At 43.0% G+C, this 16,483-nt stretch carries 10 protein-coding genes and 1 riboswitch; of the genes, 9 read left to right on the forward strand and 1 reads right to left on the reverse strand.

Annotation, left to right across the window (positions count from 1 at the left end; all coding sequences use genetic code 11):
• Positions 1–12 precede the first annotated feature (12 nt).
• Genes Q6A92_RS14460 through Q6A92_RS14470 form a run of 3 tightly spaced genes read left to right on the forward strand, consistent with a single transcriptional unit; the run spans position 13 to position 3,716 of the window.
• Entirely contained in the window at positions 13–1,446 is a 1,434-nt protein-coding gene (locus tag Q6A92_RS14460; RefSeq protein WP_332238525.1) for a glycoside hydrolase family 1 protein, read from the forward strand.
• Positions 1,439–1,822, forward strand: a complete 384-nt coding sequence (locus Q6A92_RS14465) for a PTS lactose/cellobiose transporter subunit IIA (protein ID WP_332238526.1) — start codon at positions 1,439–1,441, stop codon at positions 1,820–1,822. The genes Q6A92_RS14460 and Q6A92_RS14465 overlap by 8 nt, the downstream gene beginning before the upstream one ends.
• Entirely contained in the window at positions 1,791–3,716 is a 1,926-nt protein-coding gene (locus Q6A92_RS14470) for a BglG family transcription antiterminator (protein ID WP_332238527.1), read from the forward strand. The genes Q6A92_RS14465 and Q6A92_RS14470 overlap by 32 nt, the downstream gene beginning before the upstream one ends.
• A gap of 858 nt (positions 3,717–4,574) precedes the next feature.
• Here Q6A92_RS14470 and Q6A92_RS14475 read toward each other — a convergent pair.
• A complete protein-coding gene (locus Q6A92_RS14475) occupies positions 4,575–5,195 on the reverse strand; it encodes a TetR/AcrR family transcriptional regulator (protein WP_274400783.1) in 621 nt (206 codons plus the stop codon).
• 165 nt (positions 5,196–5,360) lie between these two features.
• Between Q6A92_RS14475 and Q6A92_RS14480 the strand changes: the two genes are divergently transcribed.
• The 6 genes from Q6A92_RS14480 (at position 5,361) to Q6A92_RS14505 (ending at position 16,479) form a co-directional block, all read left to right on the forward strand.
• Positions 5,361–6,383, forward strand: a complete 1,023-nt coding sequence (locus tag Q6A92_RS14480) for an amidohydrolase family protein (protein WP_332238528.1) — start codon at positions 5,361–5,363, stop codon at positions 6,381–6,383.
• Between the two features lie 180 nt (positions 6,384–6,563).
• A complete protein-coding gene (locus Q6A92_RS14485; protein WP_332238529.1) occupies positions 6,564–9,797 on the forward strand; it encodes an MMPL family transporter in 3,234 nt (1,077 codons plus the stop codon).
• Positions 9,798–10,152: 355 nt separating this feature from the next.
• A riboswitch (SAM riboswitch) is annotated at positions 10,153–10,264 on the forward strand.
• Between the two features lie 195 nt (positions 10,265–10,459).
• Positions 10,460–11,821, forward strand: a complete 1,362-nt coding sequence (locus tag Q6A92_RS14490) for a M20/M25/M40 family metallo-hydrolase (protein ID WP_332238530.1) — start codon at positions 10,460–10,462, stop codon at positions 11,819–11,821.
• A 943-nt stretch (positions 11,822–12,764) separates the two neighbouring features.
• Positions 12,765–14,432 (forward strand): peptide ABC transporter substrate-binding protein, encoded by a 1,668-nt coding sequence (locus tag Q6A92_RS14495; RefSeq protein ID WP_332238531.1) that lies wholly within the window; start codon positions 12,765–12,767, stop codon positions 14,430–14,432.
• A gap of 98 nt (positions 14,433–14,530) precedes the next feature.
• Positions 14,531–15,454, forward strand: coding sequence for an ABC transporter permease (locus tag Q6A92_RS14500; RefSeq protein WP_332238585.1), 924 nt, complete (start codon positions 14,531–14,533; stop codon positions 15,452–15,454).
• On the forward strand, positions 15,451–16,479 hold the full coding sequence (locus tag Q6A92_RS14505) for an ABC transporter permease (RefSeq protein WP_332238532.1): 1,029 nt from the start codon (positions 15,451–15,453) through the stop codon (positions 16,477–16,479). Before Q6A92_RS14500 ends, Q6A92_RS14505 begins: the two co-directional genes overlap by 4 nt.
• Positions 16,480–16,483 lie beyond the last annotated feature (4 nt).

A 16,483-nucleotide genomic window follows, 5' to 3' on the forward strand; every position in this document is an offset into this window, starting at 1 on the left:
GGAATGATTTGTGTGTTTAATAAAAATTTTTTATGGGGCGGAGCAATTGCCTCAAATCAGGCAGATGGACTCTACCCCTATAAAAAAGGGAAATCTATTGCTGATTATCGTACTCTTTCTTCAAATAAAAATGATAGAGCTGAGTTCACTTCTAATAAATTTGGTGAAATTCCGCTTGTAGAACAAGCTAATGAAAACTATCCAAAACGAAGAGGCATTGACTTTTATCACAACTATAAAAGTGATCTTAAATTAATGCAGGATATGGGCTTAAAAGCGTTTAGAACTTCCATTGACTGGTCCTTTATGTTTCCTAAAGGCATTGAAGAAAGTCCTGATTCTGATGCTTTAGAGTATTACGACAGTCTTATCGAGGAAATCAGAAGCGATGGCATGGAGCCTGTCATTACTTTATCGCATTATGAAATGCCCACCTATTTAGTTGAAAACTATAATGGATGGTACAGTAAAAAAGTAATTCACTACTTCTTTGTTTTTGCAAAGGAGTGCATAAAACGTTATCACAACGAGGTTAAGTATTGGATTGTGTTTAATCAAATAAATATGGCAAATTTTGATTCTTTAGGAATCAGATTTCATCAGTTCAATAATCCTTATGAAGCTATCTATCAGGGCTCTCACAATCAGTTCGTCGCATCGGCATTAGTTAAGAAGTATGCAACAGAGATCGATAATAACTTAAAAATCGGTACTATGCTGAGTGATAAAATTGCTTATCCGGCAACCTGTTCCCCAGATGATATGCTATTTAGTATGAGAAAAAATCAGCTGCAATTTTTATATCCTGATGTACAGATCCGGGGGAAGTATCCAAAGCCGGTTTTGCGTTACTTTAAAGAGTCCAATATTAACATAGATATGACAGTAAAAGAATTAGATTTACTTTCGAAGTACACGATGGACTATCTTGCATTCAGTTACTATTATACAAAGATAAATGATAGCAAAACTGATTCATTAGATAACATGTTTGTAAGATCCTCGAACCCCCATCTGGAAACGAGCGAATGGGGTTGGGAGGTTGATCCTATTGGTCTAAGAATTGCCATCAACCGATATAATGATCGCTATCCAGGAATTTCACTCTTTATTACTGAAAATGGTCTTGGCGCCGTGGATAAGGTTGAAAGTGGATGTATTCATGACAATTATCGGATTGATTATATCAGGCAACACTTGATTCAAATCAATGAAGCAATTAAAGATGGCGCCGATATTATGGGGTACTTATTATGGACTCCGATTGATATAGTAAGTTGCTCTTCAAGTCAAATGTCAAAGAGATATGGATGTGTGTATGTCGATTTGGACGATGAAGGAAATGGAAGCGGAAAAAGACTATTAAAGGATAGCTATCAGTGGTATAAAAATGTCATTAAAACAAATGGTAATTTTTTACGCGGGGGAGAGAAGGATAATGAGTGAAGGAGAAGTTAGCCAAATCGTTCAAGCAGCAATGAGTATTATCTTGAATGCAGGTGATGCACGGGAGGCAAACCTTGATGCTATTAAGCATCTTTCAACATTTGATATCCCTGGAGCAAGGAAGTTATTAGCCGAAGCTCATAAAAAAATCACTGCGGCTCATAAGACACAAACAGATCAAATTCAGGATGAAACACGTGGGAAAAATGGCGGGTATTCTTTGCTCTTCACACATGCACAGGATACAATGATGACGATTAACAGTGAAATTTTGCTGACAGAATCATTTTTAAAAGTATTTGGGGCCTATGAGAAACGTATATCTGATCTGGAAGGGAGATTAAATGATCGGAGAAACTATGGAAGCAAAGCGTAAAGAATTACTTCAGATTCTTGTGAATGCTGAGGGTAGAATGACCGCTCAAGAGTTAGCCTGTCATCTAAATGTTTCTTCGAGAACAGTTCGTAATTATATCGGTGTCATCAATAGTGAACATAAAAACTTAGTTAAGTCATCAAATAAGGGATATATTCTTGATAAGGGCCGTGCCAAAAAATTAATTACAGAGAGTACCTTGTCTATCCCCGTAACACAAGATGATCGAGTACTTTTTATATTAAAGCGTTTAGTGCAGACTGGAAGCATAGATATATACGATATCAGTGAAGCGTTGATGGTTAGCCCAGAAACGATAAAAAAAGATCTTTCCTTAGTTAAGGAAGGACTAATTAATAATAATCTCTTCGTAAATCAAAAAAATGGCACCCTAGTTATTGATGGAGCTGAAAGGGATAAAAGATCATTATTAGGAAAATTATTGTCTGGAGAATTTAATAATGGTCTTCTAAATGTTGAAGTATTAGAGGATCTTTTTCCTGCTTTTGATCTTGTCTCTTTAAAGAATACAATCAAAGACATATGTGAGAAACACGGTTATTTCGTAAATGATTATGCTTTATTAAATCTAGTTCTTGAGATCGCTATTGAGTTGGATAGGATTGAACATGATTTCATGCAATCGGAAAGGCATATTTACTTGAGTGATTTTTCAAGTGATGAACTGTCGTTGGTTAATGAACTAGCTACAAGAATCGAATCTGATTATAATGTTTCTTATTCTGATAGTGAACGTAAAGCTTTAGCAAACATAGTCCTTGGCAACCTAACTAAAATTGACTATTCCAGCCTGAGCAGTGAAGGCCTAAAAGATGTTCTGGATAGCAAAACCATTCAATTAATATTAGGGCTAAAAACTGAAATGAGAAAGTGGAATCTCTTTGACGTCGATAACGATACCTTTATTGTAAAATTTTCTCTTCATATCAAAAATTTGTTAGTCAGGCTGGAAGGGGATTATGAACTCAAGAATCCGTTAACGAAACAAATAAAACATTCCTGTCCGTTAATATTTGAACATGCCGTAGAATTGGCCAATGCGATTTCTAAGTTTACTGGCAAGAAAGTCGGAGAGGATGAGTCAACTTTCCTTGCGTTGCATATTGGAAGTATCATGGGCGAAAGTGATTATTTAAACAATCATATAAAATGTGTATTTTATGTTCCTAGTTACTATGATTTTAGTCAAGGACTTATCGGCAAGACAGAAAAGGTATTTGGAAAGGATCTTGTTGTTAATCAAGTTGTTTCTTCTGTCGACGATATAGATACTAAAAATAATGATTTTTTAATTAACGTAGGACCATTACTTTACAATACATCGTTATATGAGGTTCAGATTACCCCTTTTTTTACTAAAAATGATGAACGGACTATTCAGAATGCTATCGAAAAGAATAGAGTTCTTAAGAGACGAATTTATCTCCGTGATCATTTGAATGAATTAACCGAACCGGGTTTATTCTTCAAAGTTATGGATAAATCTAAAAGCGATGTTCTCAGGTTTATGTGTAATAACCTGAGAAAAAAAAGATATGTTCATCAAAACTTCTATAATGACGTATTGGAAAGAGAATCACAATCTGCAACGGCATTTGGCCAGGTAGCAGTGCCCCATTCCTTTAATATGGATGCCGAAAAAACTAGTTTAGAGATTGTATTATCTGAAAAGGGTATCAAATGGGATAAGGATAATACAGTTAATATTGTTTTATTGTTTGCTATCAAGAAAGAAGAACGAGCCATCTTTTTTAATATTTTTGATAGCATTGTAACAGGCTTGATGGACCCAAAACTTATCCGCTCCGTTTCAGAGAGTCATTCACTCGATGAGTTTGTTGAAAAGCTTATATCTCACTTTGTGTCGTCTTAATTGCAGCTCTCTCAGAACTAAAGCAGAATAATGAGCGTAATCAGGAGAAAAATTTCCGCAATAAAAGAATAGCTTCAACAGGAATAAGAAGGGCCATTGCTTCGCTTTTCCAACAAAGATACGTTAAAATATGGAGTAAAGCTGGAGAGCCGGCCGACGATGACATAAAGATGATCGGCATCATGATTCGAAAAAAATCATCGACTACTTTTTGGTGCAGCCGTTGAAAATACGAGCTCGGATCAGACTTCGGGATCAAATGGTAGACAAACGTTATTGAACAGCACGGACATTCTTCCCGCAACGAACGCTTAAACGTCAATGAAAATGGATCACCGCAAACGCAATGGAACAAATGAATCCGTTATTCATGGTGGCGGATTTCCAATTTAGCTGAATCGGAACCGTGTGGTCGGCCGCATCACATGTTCCGGTCTAATGTCCCAAGAAGACCGCATGCTTTGCGTCAATGTTTTGAAAAATATTACGTGAAGAACAAGCAAAAAAGTTGCGGCAGACTGAATGACAGCGGAGAAACGCTGAAGGAGGAATATAGAGATCAAGTAAGCACACGACAAAACGGATGCTGTCTGGTGCCGGGCGCCGAAATAGTTCAGAGACTAATGTATCAAAAGTCGTTTTTCAATGCATTTGGAAGCTGATGATTCGGATTTTTTTCGTAATCTTATAGGGGACACCTCTTCCTTTGGTAGTGTTTTCGCTCAATTCACTCTGCCAAACAGATAGGTGTCTTGTTTGTTAATTAAATGCCTGTTAACAATACAGATTATTGTGACAAATCCATGATACGCACGCATTGGGTTTAATTTTTAGCCTGCGAAAGGTGAAGTAATCGTTCTAATGATCCGGTGGTGAAATATCTAAAACGGCGCATGGAGACAAAAACTGACTCTTCATGATGATGTCGGCAATCTCATCCAGGCTTTCGGGATTTTTCTTGGAAATCCAAAACAGGATAGGGCTCAGTAAACTGTTTAAAATCAGCTCTTTTGCGTAATCTTCCGGCAAAGTAGGAATAAATTTTGCGGATCCTTTTTTTTGTATGAGCGCTTTTTCGATTTCATCCGCTAATAACATTTTGATTTTGTCCAGAAAATGAGGCCCCCCGTCTCCGCTGATTAAAGCATTGAGAATTTTCGCATTTTCGTGTACGTAGTTCAACGCGGATATGACAATTCTGTAAAGCGAATAATTTTCTGCCTCTAAAGCAGCATGATCCATGGCTGCAGGAAGATTGGTTTTCATAATCTGCCGCAATTTATCCAGCAGCTCTTTCTCATATTTCTCCAGAAGGTCAAACTTATCCATATAATGCAGATAGAAGGTGCCGCGGTTGATGCGGGCTGCCCGTGTAATGTCCATCACAGTCAGGTCATGAAATCCTTTCGTACAGACAATCTGAATAAAGGTTTCCTTAATCACTTCCTCGGTATGGGCAAATTTAGCGTTCTGTTTCATTTCTATTCCCCTCTATTTTAAATCAACAGATGATTTGAAATTGTTTATTGTATTTTCCCTTTGTTCTCTCTTATGATAAAAGAAACAATCAATAAAATCAACATGATGTTCATTTTAAAAGGGGAGGATAAACATGACTGTTGCTGATAAGGAAGGGATTGTTTGATGAGCATTAATGAATGGAAGCAGGGGGTTAAAATGGTCAAAGGTTTAGGCAAGGCCAAAAGGAATATGAAAATTGATGTGCATGTCCATTATCTGCCTCCGAGTTATGTCGAAGCACTACGTGAAAACGAGGGCGAAAGGCCGGACGGGTTTAAGACGCCGGATTGGGATCCGAGACAGCATATTGCACTTATGGAACGTCTCGGCATCGAAATTTCGATACTGTCTTTATCCTCTCCCCATGTGTATTTTGGCGATGAGGCAGCCGCAAAAACACTGGCCCGCCGAGTGAATGAATATGGGGCGGAACTTGCCGGGCAGTATCCGGGGAAGTTCCGCCTCTTAGCGTCACTGCCCTTGCCGAACGTTAAAGACAGCATCGAGGAAATACGGTTTGCCCTCGATGAATTGGATGCGGACGGTTTCACCCTGCCGACGAATACACGGGGCATTTATTTGGGAAGAACGGATCTGGACCCGGTTTTTGAAGTGCTGAATGAGCGAAAAACAGTGGTCGTGCTTCATCCGAATAAGCCGGGCCGTGTTCCGGAAAATGTGAATGAAGGTCTGCCCATTCCTGCGATGGAATTTCTGTTTGATACGACGCGGACTGTGATCAACATGATCATTAATGGAACGTTCAGCCGCTATAAAAATATTAAGTTTGTGATTCCGCATGCCGGTGCTTTTTTGTCCCTGCTTGCCGACCGGCTGGATCCGTTCTTTAAGATCATACCGGTAGGAGAGAGGAAGGTTAAAGCCGATGTGTATGCCGTGCTAAAAAGATTGTATTATGATGTCGCCGGTTTCTGCGTGCCAAGGCAGCTGGGAACTCTTTTGCAGCTTGTGGATGCGAGCCATTTGCTGTACGGCAGCGATTATCCGTATACGCCGGCGATCGGCTGCGCCAGTCTGGCCGGTATGCTCAACGATACGGACCTGCTGACGGAGAAGCAGCGTCAGGCCATGTTTTACGAGAATGCGCTCGCTCTGTTTCCGCGATTAGGAGATGTTAAAAAATGAAAGGAAGCGGTCTGCGCTGTCTTTGTTGCGAAAGATAGGTTTCGATCTTTGCTATCCCAGGTGGAGGTAACAAAAGGGCGTACGGGCTTTGCACTGAAGAAAAATAAAAGTATCAGGCACCGGGATATGATCAAAATTCATTTTGAAAGATAAGAATAAGCAGATATAGAAGGTGAACGGATGCGAAAAATCATTTCATTACGCTGGGTCATGTTGGGTATTTGGATCGCGGGGATGATTGCCCTCATTTTAACTTCACCCGATATGAGTGCACTTGTACAGGAGAAGGGCAGCTATGCACTGCCTGACACTTATTCAACGAGTCAGGCAAACAGGCTGGAAAAGCAGTTCAGCGGCAAGGATACAACCATCTATGTTGCGGTCTTCCATTCGAACAAAGCTCTATCAAATAATGACCTGAGCGCGATTAAGCAGACGCTGCAAAGAGTCAAGAATAACAAAAATACTTTAAAGATCAGCAGTGTTACTGACAGCTTTGATCATAAAGAATTGCAGGATCAGTTTCTTTCAAAGAATAAAAAAACACTCATGGCGGCTTTAGACGTTCAAAATGTGAATCAGACGTTTGTACAGGGCGTCCGCGGCAAAATTAATCAGGAAATAAGAACGAACGGTGTCCAGACCTATCTGACCGGTCAGGAATTGATTACGAATGACATGAATAAGGCGGCCGAAGCAGGACTGCACCGGACGGAAGGCCTGACCGTTATCTTCATTCTTGTTATTCTCCTGCTCGTCTTCCGTTCGTTTGTCGCTCCGTTTATTCCGCTGTTCACCATCGGAATCAGCTATACGGTGGCTCAGGTTATTGTCGCTTTTCTCGTCAAGTTTATGAATTTTCCAATCTCCAATTTCACGCAAACCTTTATGGTTGCCGTCATGTTCGGCATCGGAACGGACTATTGCATCTTACTCATGAGCCGGTTTAAAGAAGAACTGGCCAAGGGAACCGACAAATATCAGGCAACGCTGACGACATTTAAAACGGCCGGCGTCACCGTCCTGCATAGCGGAATTCCCGTCTTTATTGCTTTTCTGTCGCTGGCTTTTGTTCAATTCAATCTGTACCGCAGTGCGGTCGCCGTCGGTGTCGGCGTGGTTTTCCTGCTTCTCGCGCTGTTTACGCTGCTCCCGCTTTTTATGGTCACGTTCGGCAAACAGCTTTTCTGGCCGATGCGCGGAAAAATAAAGGAATCGAAAAGCGATCTCTGGGCCGGCGCCGGAAAACTCGCTTTCGCCCGTCCGCTGATCGCTTTGCTCATCGTTGCATTATTTACGATTCCGCCGATCCTCACGTATCATGGCCAGCTTTCGTTTAACTCGCCCCAGGAACTGCCTGATACTTATTCGGCGAAACAGGGCTATAACATCGTTTCCAGCGATTTTGGCGCCGGAAATTTATCGCCGGTAACGATCTATCTGAAAAATGACGATAATATGAGGACGAGCGACTATGTCGCGTTAATCGAACGTATTTCCATCGCCTTAAAGAAGGATCCGAACGTTGATACAGTCATGAGCGTTTCCCGTCCGCTCGGCAATCGGCTGGATGATATTTATGTCACGAAACAGGCTGATACGCTTCACAGCGGTTTGTCCAATGCCTCCGGCGGTTTGAGCAGCCTGCAGGAGAATCTTCAAGGCACAAGTAAAAAAATCGATGGGTCACAGCCCCAGCTGCAAGCGGCGGTAACTAATGTCGGTAAACTTCAGAGCGGGACAAACGATACGGAAAAAGGCGTTCAGCAGATGCAAAGCGTACTCTCGCAGATATCCGTCGGCATTAAATCGGGGGCTTCAGGCACCGCGGAAATGGAAAGAAAAGTCCATACCGCCCGGACTCAGCTGGCACAGCTGCAGTCCGGCCAGACGCAGCTTCAGAGCGGCTATCATAAAGTTGCGCAAAACCTGCGAACCCTGTCCGCGCAGCTGAATCAATTTACTACGGCGTCCGGGAGCCGGCCGGCCATTGACACAAGCGAGCTGGAGCAAACAATGGGGCAAATTCAAACTAATCTGAATGCTTATTTAGCCGTTCATCCCGAGGCGATGCAGGATGCCCATTTCCGCCTGTTCGTTGCGGCCCTGCAGCAACTGCTGGCGGAAATGAAAAATACGCAGGCGGCTGCGCAAGCGGAAATCAGCCGCCAGACGCAAATGGAAAAGGCAAAAATCAATCAGCTGAATACAGGGATCAAAGCTCTGGCCGATGCCGCGGACCAGCTGAACAGCCAGTCGACAAAAATTACAGATGGACTTGGAGCGTTTCAGTCCGGCCTGGCGCAGCTGGATACGGGGCTTGCTCAGCTTGAAAGCGGTCTGAATCAGGCAGGCAGCGGCCAGGATCAGACGGTGAAAAGCTCATCGAAAATCAGCGATGCTTTAAATCAAATTGCCTCCGGCCAGGCGCAGCTGAAAAACGGGTCCGGCCAGATTCAGGATCAAATGAAGAGTTTGTCCGTGGGATTAGCTCAAGGGGCCGACGGTGCGGAGAAAATTAAAAACGGTATCAATTCGGCCAATGATTTTATGAACAACTGGACGAAAGTTCCTTATGAGCAATCGGGTATTTATGTCCCGAGTAAGATCTTTGACAATAAAGATTTTCAATCTGCACTCAATAATTATATGAGCGGCAATGGGAAGATAACCAAGATTCAGGTGAAGATGAAGGATGATCCTTACTCAAATGAAGGCATCGCTCATTTCAAACAATTGAAAGACGAACTTCCCTCTGTTCTGAAAGGGACAAAGTTGGAGAATGCCCGCATCGGCATCAGCGGGACGGCCAGCTTTAACAATGATTTGAGGCAGCTTTCGAGTTCCGACTATCAAAGGGCTGTCACTTATGTCATTATCGGCGTCTTTATTGCCCTTACTATCGTCTTACGTTCGTTCAGCATGCCGATTTACCTGATGGCTTCGCTGCTGCTGACTTATTTTTCATCGATGGGGTTCGCAGAGCTGATTTTTACCAGACTGGGTCACTACGCCGGTTTAACATGGGAGACGCAATTTTTCGGCTTTATTGTCCTTATCTCCTTAGGAATTGACTACTCGATTTTTGTCATGACACGATTCAATGAATATATGAAGATGGAGATTAAAGAACGGATGCTCCTGACCCTCTGGCATATGGGCAGTGTCATTTTTTCGGCGGTTATCATCCTGAGTGGAACTTTCGCTGCCATGATGCCGTCCGGAATGCTATCGCTTGTCGAGATTTCTACTGTTGTCATTATTGGTTTGATTCTCTACGCCGTCATTATCATTCCGCTTTTTGTTCCGGTCATGGTCAAATTCTTCGGCCGTGGGAACTGGTGGCCGTTCCTGCCGAAGAAAACAGGAACAAGTGATGACGGCAAAGGAGTCCTATCCGATCAGTCGCTCTAAGTGGATCCAGCCTGCTCACGTTCAGTAAAAAAAAACACGGCGGCTTCTTTTATTTGAGATGGGAATTATCAAGAGTGCGGATAGAGTATAATTATCAGAAGAAAAGAGAGAAGGCTGTCTCCTCCCTTTTCTTTTCATTGCGTCCGCCATGGCATAGATTTTGAAGGCTTTAATTTCATTTTCGCAGAGTCGCCGAATGATGCGTCCTTTCAAGGATTTTTCTGACCGGCTATCCGGAGGTCAGAGTTAAATTGCCATTTATCATTAAAAACACATAAAAATAATATGATTTAGCATTGACAATCCAAATCGAATTTCCTATGATTAAATCAACAATTGAATGAGTGCTGAGAATTTCTTATCCAGAGCGGCGGAGGGACTTGCCCTATGAAACCCGACAACCAGCACGGACAGTAGTATCCCGTGTATGGTGTTAATTCAAGCAGATTTATCTGTAAAGATGAGAAAACAGGCGTACGAGTCGGAGATGCTTGCTGTTTTCTTTTTACAGAAAACGGCATTTTTATTTATTATTGTAATTATTTGTAAAAAGATGCAGATGTCAAATCGATTAAGGTGGGCGCTATACATAATGAAAGACCATTTTCAGACACGGCAATTGCAAACAGGCAACACAAAAAATATTAAAAGAGGGTAAAGTCATGAGTGAAAGAGATGAGATTGTTGAACGATACAAAAAATATCTGGCCGATTACATCGCATTTCCATCTGTATCGGCTCAAAATACGTCCATTAAGGAAACAGCGGATTTTCTGACCGGATTATTCAGAACGGCCGGCGGGCATTCCGAAACACTCACAGATTATAAATATCCGTTGGTGTATGCCGACTTTCAGTCAAGCGATCCGGAAAAAAACAAGACAACTCTTTTATTTTATAATCACTATGATGTTCAGCCGCCTGAGCCGCTCGATGAATGGAACTCTGATCCGTTTACATTGACTGAGACTGAAGGCAGGCTGATTGGACGCGGTGTTTCAGACTGCAAAGGTGAACTGATCGTGCGGCTCACCGCCTTGAAGATTTATGAGCACGAGCATGGAGACTTTCCCTGCCGGGTTAAGTTTTTTGTGGAAGGCGCAGAAGAAATTGCCAGTCGGAATCTGGAGGATTATTTAAAAAAATATGCCGATCTTTTCCAGGCAGACCTCGTTGTCTGGGAAGGCGGATCGAAGACGGCTGAAGGGAAACTGGAAATTACAGGCGGGAACAAGGGCATCAGCTGCTTTGACCTAGTGGCCAGAACCGGAAAAGACGATATTCATTCATCTTCAGCAGCTTACATTGAAGGACCGGGGTGGCGCCTTGCCCAGGCATTATCGACTCTGCGGGATGTTGAAACAGGAAAAATTCTGGTTGATGGATTTTATGATGACGTTGAGCAGCCGTCGCAGCGAGCCAGAGACCTCATTAACAAGATGAACCTGGATAAGAATGCGATAAAAACATTGCATGGACTGACGCGGCCCTTCTTATTTGAGAATATTAAGGAAGCTTATGCTTTTGAACCGACGATCAATATCGCCGGGCTGACCAGCGGCTATGAGGGTGAAAGCGTTAAAACGGTTCTTCCGCATACAGCCAGGGCAAAGATTGATTGCCGGCTGGTACCGCACCAGGACCCTGCCGATATTCAGGAAAAGGTGCAGAAGTACCTAATTAAACGGGGATTCACTGATGTAAAAGTAGAATACCTGATGGGAGAAAAAAGCTACCGTTCCGATCTGGACGCGCCCATTGTTCAGGATGTACTCAAGGTGGCGGCAGATGTCTATGGCGGAGCAGATCAGTTACAATTGGTGCCGACAAGTTCAGGAACGGGGCCGATGTATCTGTTTCATCATTATCTTCATGCACCCCTGATGTCCTTTGGTGTCAGCGATCCGGGTTCGGGAGCCCATTCACCGAATGAGCATATTCACTTAAGTGATTATGATAAAGGCATTGATTTTGTCACAGCCATTTTTGAAAAACTAGCCCAGAAAACTGAACCGGTTCAGTAACAACAGGAGTGGGTACCATTCACCATTTGAACAGCTTCACTATATAGGTTATACTTCTTCTCTTTTACAAGACTGTCCTTTCGGCAAGTCAGCTTTGAAGATGACAGATAAATTGGCAGAAAATAGATCCCTGTTTATCGAATGACACTCATACATTTTGCCAGATCGGGCATGTGGAAATATCGTTTTTTAATGGAGGATTTTCAGCTTGTAACACTGTTTCGGCAGAAAGCGGCGGACTTTGCTTGGTCACCTGTTCATATGATGAATCTTTCCATACTGTGAGATCGCGGATGAAAAGCAACGGGTTATGTCTATGTCATTTTGCTCGCCCACTGCACTGCATGAGCGGAATAGTAAGCGTGCTGTTTCTGTTTAACCTGGAGAGGAGCCTTTTAAGCGATCCGAAACATGGCATATGATGCGGCGTTTTGCCGGACATAAACGGGAGATTGTTAATCGGGTTAACTCGTGTCAGCGTGCCTTGCTTTGATAAATGCTGATTCGCTATTGTATTGAAAATTATTTATCGCCGATCTGTCGGAATTAATCCAAGAATTCATATGTCAATACTTATTCAACCTTTACACTTATTAACTGCCGCATCGGCATTTGAATAAAAAACCAGATTTTAATGAGAGAGGGAGAGAAAATCCATGGGAACGAATAAGCGGCTTAAGAATCCCTGTTGTTGAAATTCCGTTTTTTTATAAAGCTTCTGCACCGCATAAAAGTGCAGGAAGCATAGCGGATTTTTACACAGGGAGATCTTAAGGCTTTAATTCAAAAAGTATGCGAAAGCTCAATGTTAATTGAGTGAAGGTGCGATAACCGGCGAATATCGGCCGGATTCGCGGATCATACGCGGAAGGGACGTGTGTAGGACCGTAAATTAACAGACAGGTTTAACAGGACCGTTCAGAAAAAAGAGGGGGAAGCACTCATGAAGAAAATAGGTAAAAAAGTAAGCGCGTTTCTTGGAATCATCCTTTTGATCGTCTCATTGACAGCCTGCGGGACGAGTGCAAACAGCAGCAGTTCCTCAACGAAAAAAACGACCGGCAATCTGGCTGACAAGCAAGTGTTAAACTGGGTTGCCCTGACCGAATTGCCGACGGCAGATTCGGTAAAAGAGTATGATACCGCCAGTGCGGAACAAATTGATATTTTCGGTGAAGGTTTGTATAAAATAAATGGGAACAATGATCCCGTGCCGGCGCTTGCCGTTGGAAATCCAGTACCGGCGAATAGTGCGAAAACCTCATACACTATTAATATTAAAAAGGGCCTTAAGTGGTCGAACGGGGATCCGCTGACTGCCAAAGATTTTGTTTTTGCCTGGCGGCGCCTGTTTGATCCTAAAACGGCTGCTCAGAATGCCAGTGTTTTTTTTAACATTAAAAATGCACAGGCAATCAGTGAAGGAAAGAAGAGTACAGATCAACTGGGGGTCAAAGCACTGTCGGATACGAAGCTTCAAGTAGATCTGGAACAGCCGGATTCCTATTTTGAGGAAACGCTCTCGTCAGAAAACCTCTTTCCTCAAGATGAAAAGTTTGTTACCCAGAAAGGGAGCAAATACGGTACAAGCAGTGCCAATACATTAAGCAACGGACCCTTCGTTTTGACGAACTGGGATGGAACGGGCCTGTCATGGACGTACAAGAAAAACCCGAATTACTGGGACAAAAAAAATATTCATCTGAATCAAATTAATGTTCAGGTTGTGAAAGAGACATCCACCGGAATCAATCTCTTCCAGGCAGGAAAGCTGGATGCAGCAAAGTTGTCCGGTGATTTCGTCAAACAATTTCAGAAAGATCCAAGGTATAAAACGGTTTTAGCGCTGCGGTCCACAAACCTGGAATTCGGGACAAGTTCCAACAAATATTTACAGAACGAAAATTTACGCAAGGCCATAAGCCTGTCCATCGATCGCAATCAGCTGGTTAAAAATGTTCTTGCAGACGGCTCGCGTGCGGCAACCGGAGTGGTTCCCAAGGGGCTGGCAAAGAGTCCGGTAAACGGGCAGGATTTTGCCGATGCTGCGGGGAATCTGGTTGTTCATAATACCGCCCAGGCCAAACAATTATGGAATCAGGCGAAAAAAGAACTCGGCGTTAATAAGGTTACTTTTACCTTGCTGACGACTGACGATGCCAGTTCGAAGAGTGTCGGCCAATACTTGCAGAATCAAATTGAAACGGCTTTACCGGGTGTAACCATCAATTTAAGCAATATCCCGGCTAAAGTACGTTTCCAGAAGATGATGTCCTATAAATTCGACTTGGCTTTAGGCGGCTGGACCGGAGATTTTGATCCGGTTAGCTTCCTGGAACAGTTCTATTCTACTTTCGAGCATAATCATGCTAAATTCAATGACCCGAAGTACGACAAGCTTATAGATAAGATTAAAACAACAGATCTGACCAACCTGAAACAGAGATGGAATGATCTTCTGAGCGCCCAGAAATACTTACTCGATAAGCAAGTCGTTGTTCCGCTGGATCAGGGTTCGGAAAACTATTTAGTGAACGCAAAGGTAAAGGGAATTGTAACGCACAACCTCGGTGCTCCGCTTGATATTACTCATGCCTATCTCGTTAAATAAATGGTTATGGAAAGGGGAGGACGATTGACCTGTCTTCCCTTTTTTTGTTTTTTCTTCAGAAAGAGAGGTTACAGAGATTGAAGAGTTTCCTAAAATACATGTTCAAAAGGATTCTGTACATGATTGTTACCATATTACTAATCAGTTCAGTGACCTTTCTATTGATGCAAAAATTGCCCGGCTCGCCTTATGGTAATGAGGAAAAATTAACAAATGTTCAGAAAACGGTCATGAACAAACAATATGGGCTGGATAAACCGGTAGCGGAACAATACCTGCTTTATATGGAAGGAGTTGTGAAAGGCAATTTCGGCATTTCCCTTCAGTTCGGGAACCAGCCTGTCAGTAAGATCATTGCAACACGATTAGGACCTTCCGTTCAGCTTGGCATTCAGGCAATCCTGTTTGGCACAGTAGTGGGCATTTTTTTCGGTATCATTGCCGCGATGTTTCAGAATACGTGGCTGGATACCTCAGCGTCTTTAATTGCAATATTAGGACGATCTGTCCCCAATTTTGTTTTCGCCGTCCTTCTGCAACTCCTTTTTGCCATCAACTTAAAATGGCTGCCTATCGGGCTCTGGGAGAACGGATTTGCTTCGTCGGTTCTCCCATCGCTGGCATTAGCCTTCGCGCCTCTGGCTGATTCCGCCAGGTTTGTCAGGACTGAGATGATTGATGTATTGCACAGCGATTATATCGAATTAGCGCGCTCTACGGGACTCAGCGAATGGGAGATTGCTGTCAGGTACGGATTGCGGAATGCGGTGATTCCGCTTATTACGGTCCTGGGCCCGATGGTCGCCAGTTTGTTAGTCGGGTCCCTGGTTGTCGAGCAGATTTTTGCCGTACCCGGCATTGGGGAACAATTTGTCAAATCGATCCTTTCAAACGATTACTTTACCATTATGGGTCTGACTATCCTCTATTCAACATTTCTCGTTGTCGTGATTTTGATTGTCGATCTTCTTTATGTACTGATTGATCCGCGGATACGCTTAATTGGGGGAAGCGAAAAATGAATGAACAGGCTGTTAAAAGAGTGCCCGATAAATATTTCAAGTTATCTCCTCAGGTTGAAGAGTATAAAAATGAAGAGGATCAGTCAGTCACAACCGGTTTCTATCAAGACAGCTGGAGGCGGATCAGGAAAAATAAAGGCGCTGTGATTTCCTTCATGGTTCTGCTTTTGATTTTATTCGCCGCAGTCGCCTCGATCTGGATTTCGCCGCATAATCCCGATACTCAGCAAGTCCAGTATTCTTTTTTGCCCCCGAAGATCCCCGGTGTACATATTAACGGGTTCAATGGTTATGCGAATCAGGCCGGCGTCTGGGTTGATGTCTACAAGCAGAAAAATGTTCCCACCTCGGTTTACTTTTATTTAGGCACCGACCAGTTCGGCAGAGATTTGCTCTCGAGGTTGCTCTATGGGACAAGAATCTCATTGCTTATCGCATTTGCGGCAGCATTTCTTGATTTAACAATCGGCGTCGCCTACGGGCTGATTTCAGGATGGTCGGGCGGAAAGACGGACACGGTGATGCAGCGGCTGCTTGAAATTATCTCAGGCATTCCAACCCTGGTCGTCGTCGTACTGATGCTGCTTGTTTTTCCGCCGGGCATTGTTTCAATTATTATGGCCCTGGCGTTAATCGGCTGGATCACCATGGCGAGAGTTGTCAGGGGAAAAACACTCCGGCTAAAGGAAGAGGAATTTATCCTGGCAGCAAGAGTTCTAGGAGAGGGACCGGTGAAAATTGCCTTCAGCCATATTCTTCCTAACTTAAGCAGTGTCATCATTATTCAAACGATGTTCACCATTCCCAATGCCATCTTCTTTGAAGCTTTTTTAAGTTTTATAGGCGTGGGGATGAGAGCTCCCAATGCTTCTCTCGGGACGCTGATTAATGACGGATATCAGACTTTCCAGTTTTATCCTCACCTGATGTGGTATCCGGCTCTTGTTATCAGTTTAATTATGATTTCATTTAATATTTTCGCCGATGGGCTCAGAGATGCTTTCGATCCGAAAATGAAGGGATGATCCT

It is taken from the genome of Sporolactobacillus sp. KGMB 08714 (assembly GCF_036598985.1).
In the GTDB taxonomy this organism is placed as follows: Bacteria; Bacillota; Bacilli; order Bacillales; family Sporolactobacillaceae; genus Sporolactobacillus.

What these genes read in the sequence shown, in the direction of transcription:
- Q6A92_RS14465 (WP_332238526.1), top strand. Translation starts at nt 1,439, where the DNA reads ATGAGTGAAGGAGAAGTTAGCCAAATCGTTCAAGCAGCAATGAGTATT.
- Q6A92_RS14470 (WP_332238527.1), top strand. Translation starts at nt 1,791, where the DNA reads ATGATCGGAGAAACTATGGAAGCAAAGCGTAAAGAATTACTTCAGATT.
- Q6A92_RS14475 (WP_274400783.1), bottom strand. Translation starts at nt 5,195, where the DNA reads ATGAAACAGAACGCTAAATTTGCCCATACCGAGGAAGTGATTAAGGAA.
- Q6A92_RS14480 (WP_332238528.1), top strand. Translation starts at nt 5,361, where the DNA reads ATGAGCATTAATGAATGGAAGCAGGGGGTTAAAATGGTCAAAGGTTTA.
- Q6A92_RS14485 (WP_332238529.1), top strand. Translation starts at nt 6,564, where the DNA reads ATGCGAAAAATCATTTCATTACGCTGGGTCATGTTGGGTATTTGGATC.
- Q6A92_RS14490 (WP_332238530.1), top strand. Translation starts at nt 10,460, where the DNA reads ATGAGTGAAAGAGATGAGATTGTTGAACGATACAAAAAATATCTGGCC.
- Q6A92_RS14495 (WP_332238531.1), top strand. Translation starts at nt 12,765, where the DNA reads ATGAAGAAAATAGGTAAAAAAGTAAGCGCGTTTCTTGGAATCATCCTT.
- Q6A92_RS14500 (WP_332238585.1), top strand. Translation starts at nt 14,531, where the DNA reads ATGTTCAAAAGGATTCTGTACATGATTGTTACCATATTACTAATCAGT.
- Q6A92_RS14505 (WP_332238532.1), top strand. Translation starts at nt 15,451, where the DNA reads ATGAATGAACAGGCTGTTAAAAGAGTGCCCGATAAATATTTCAAGTTA.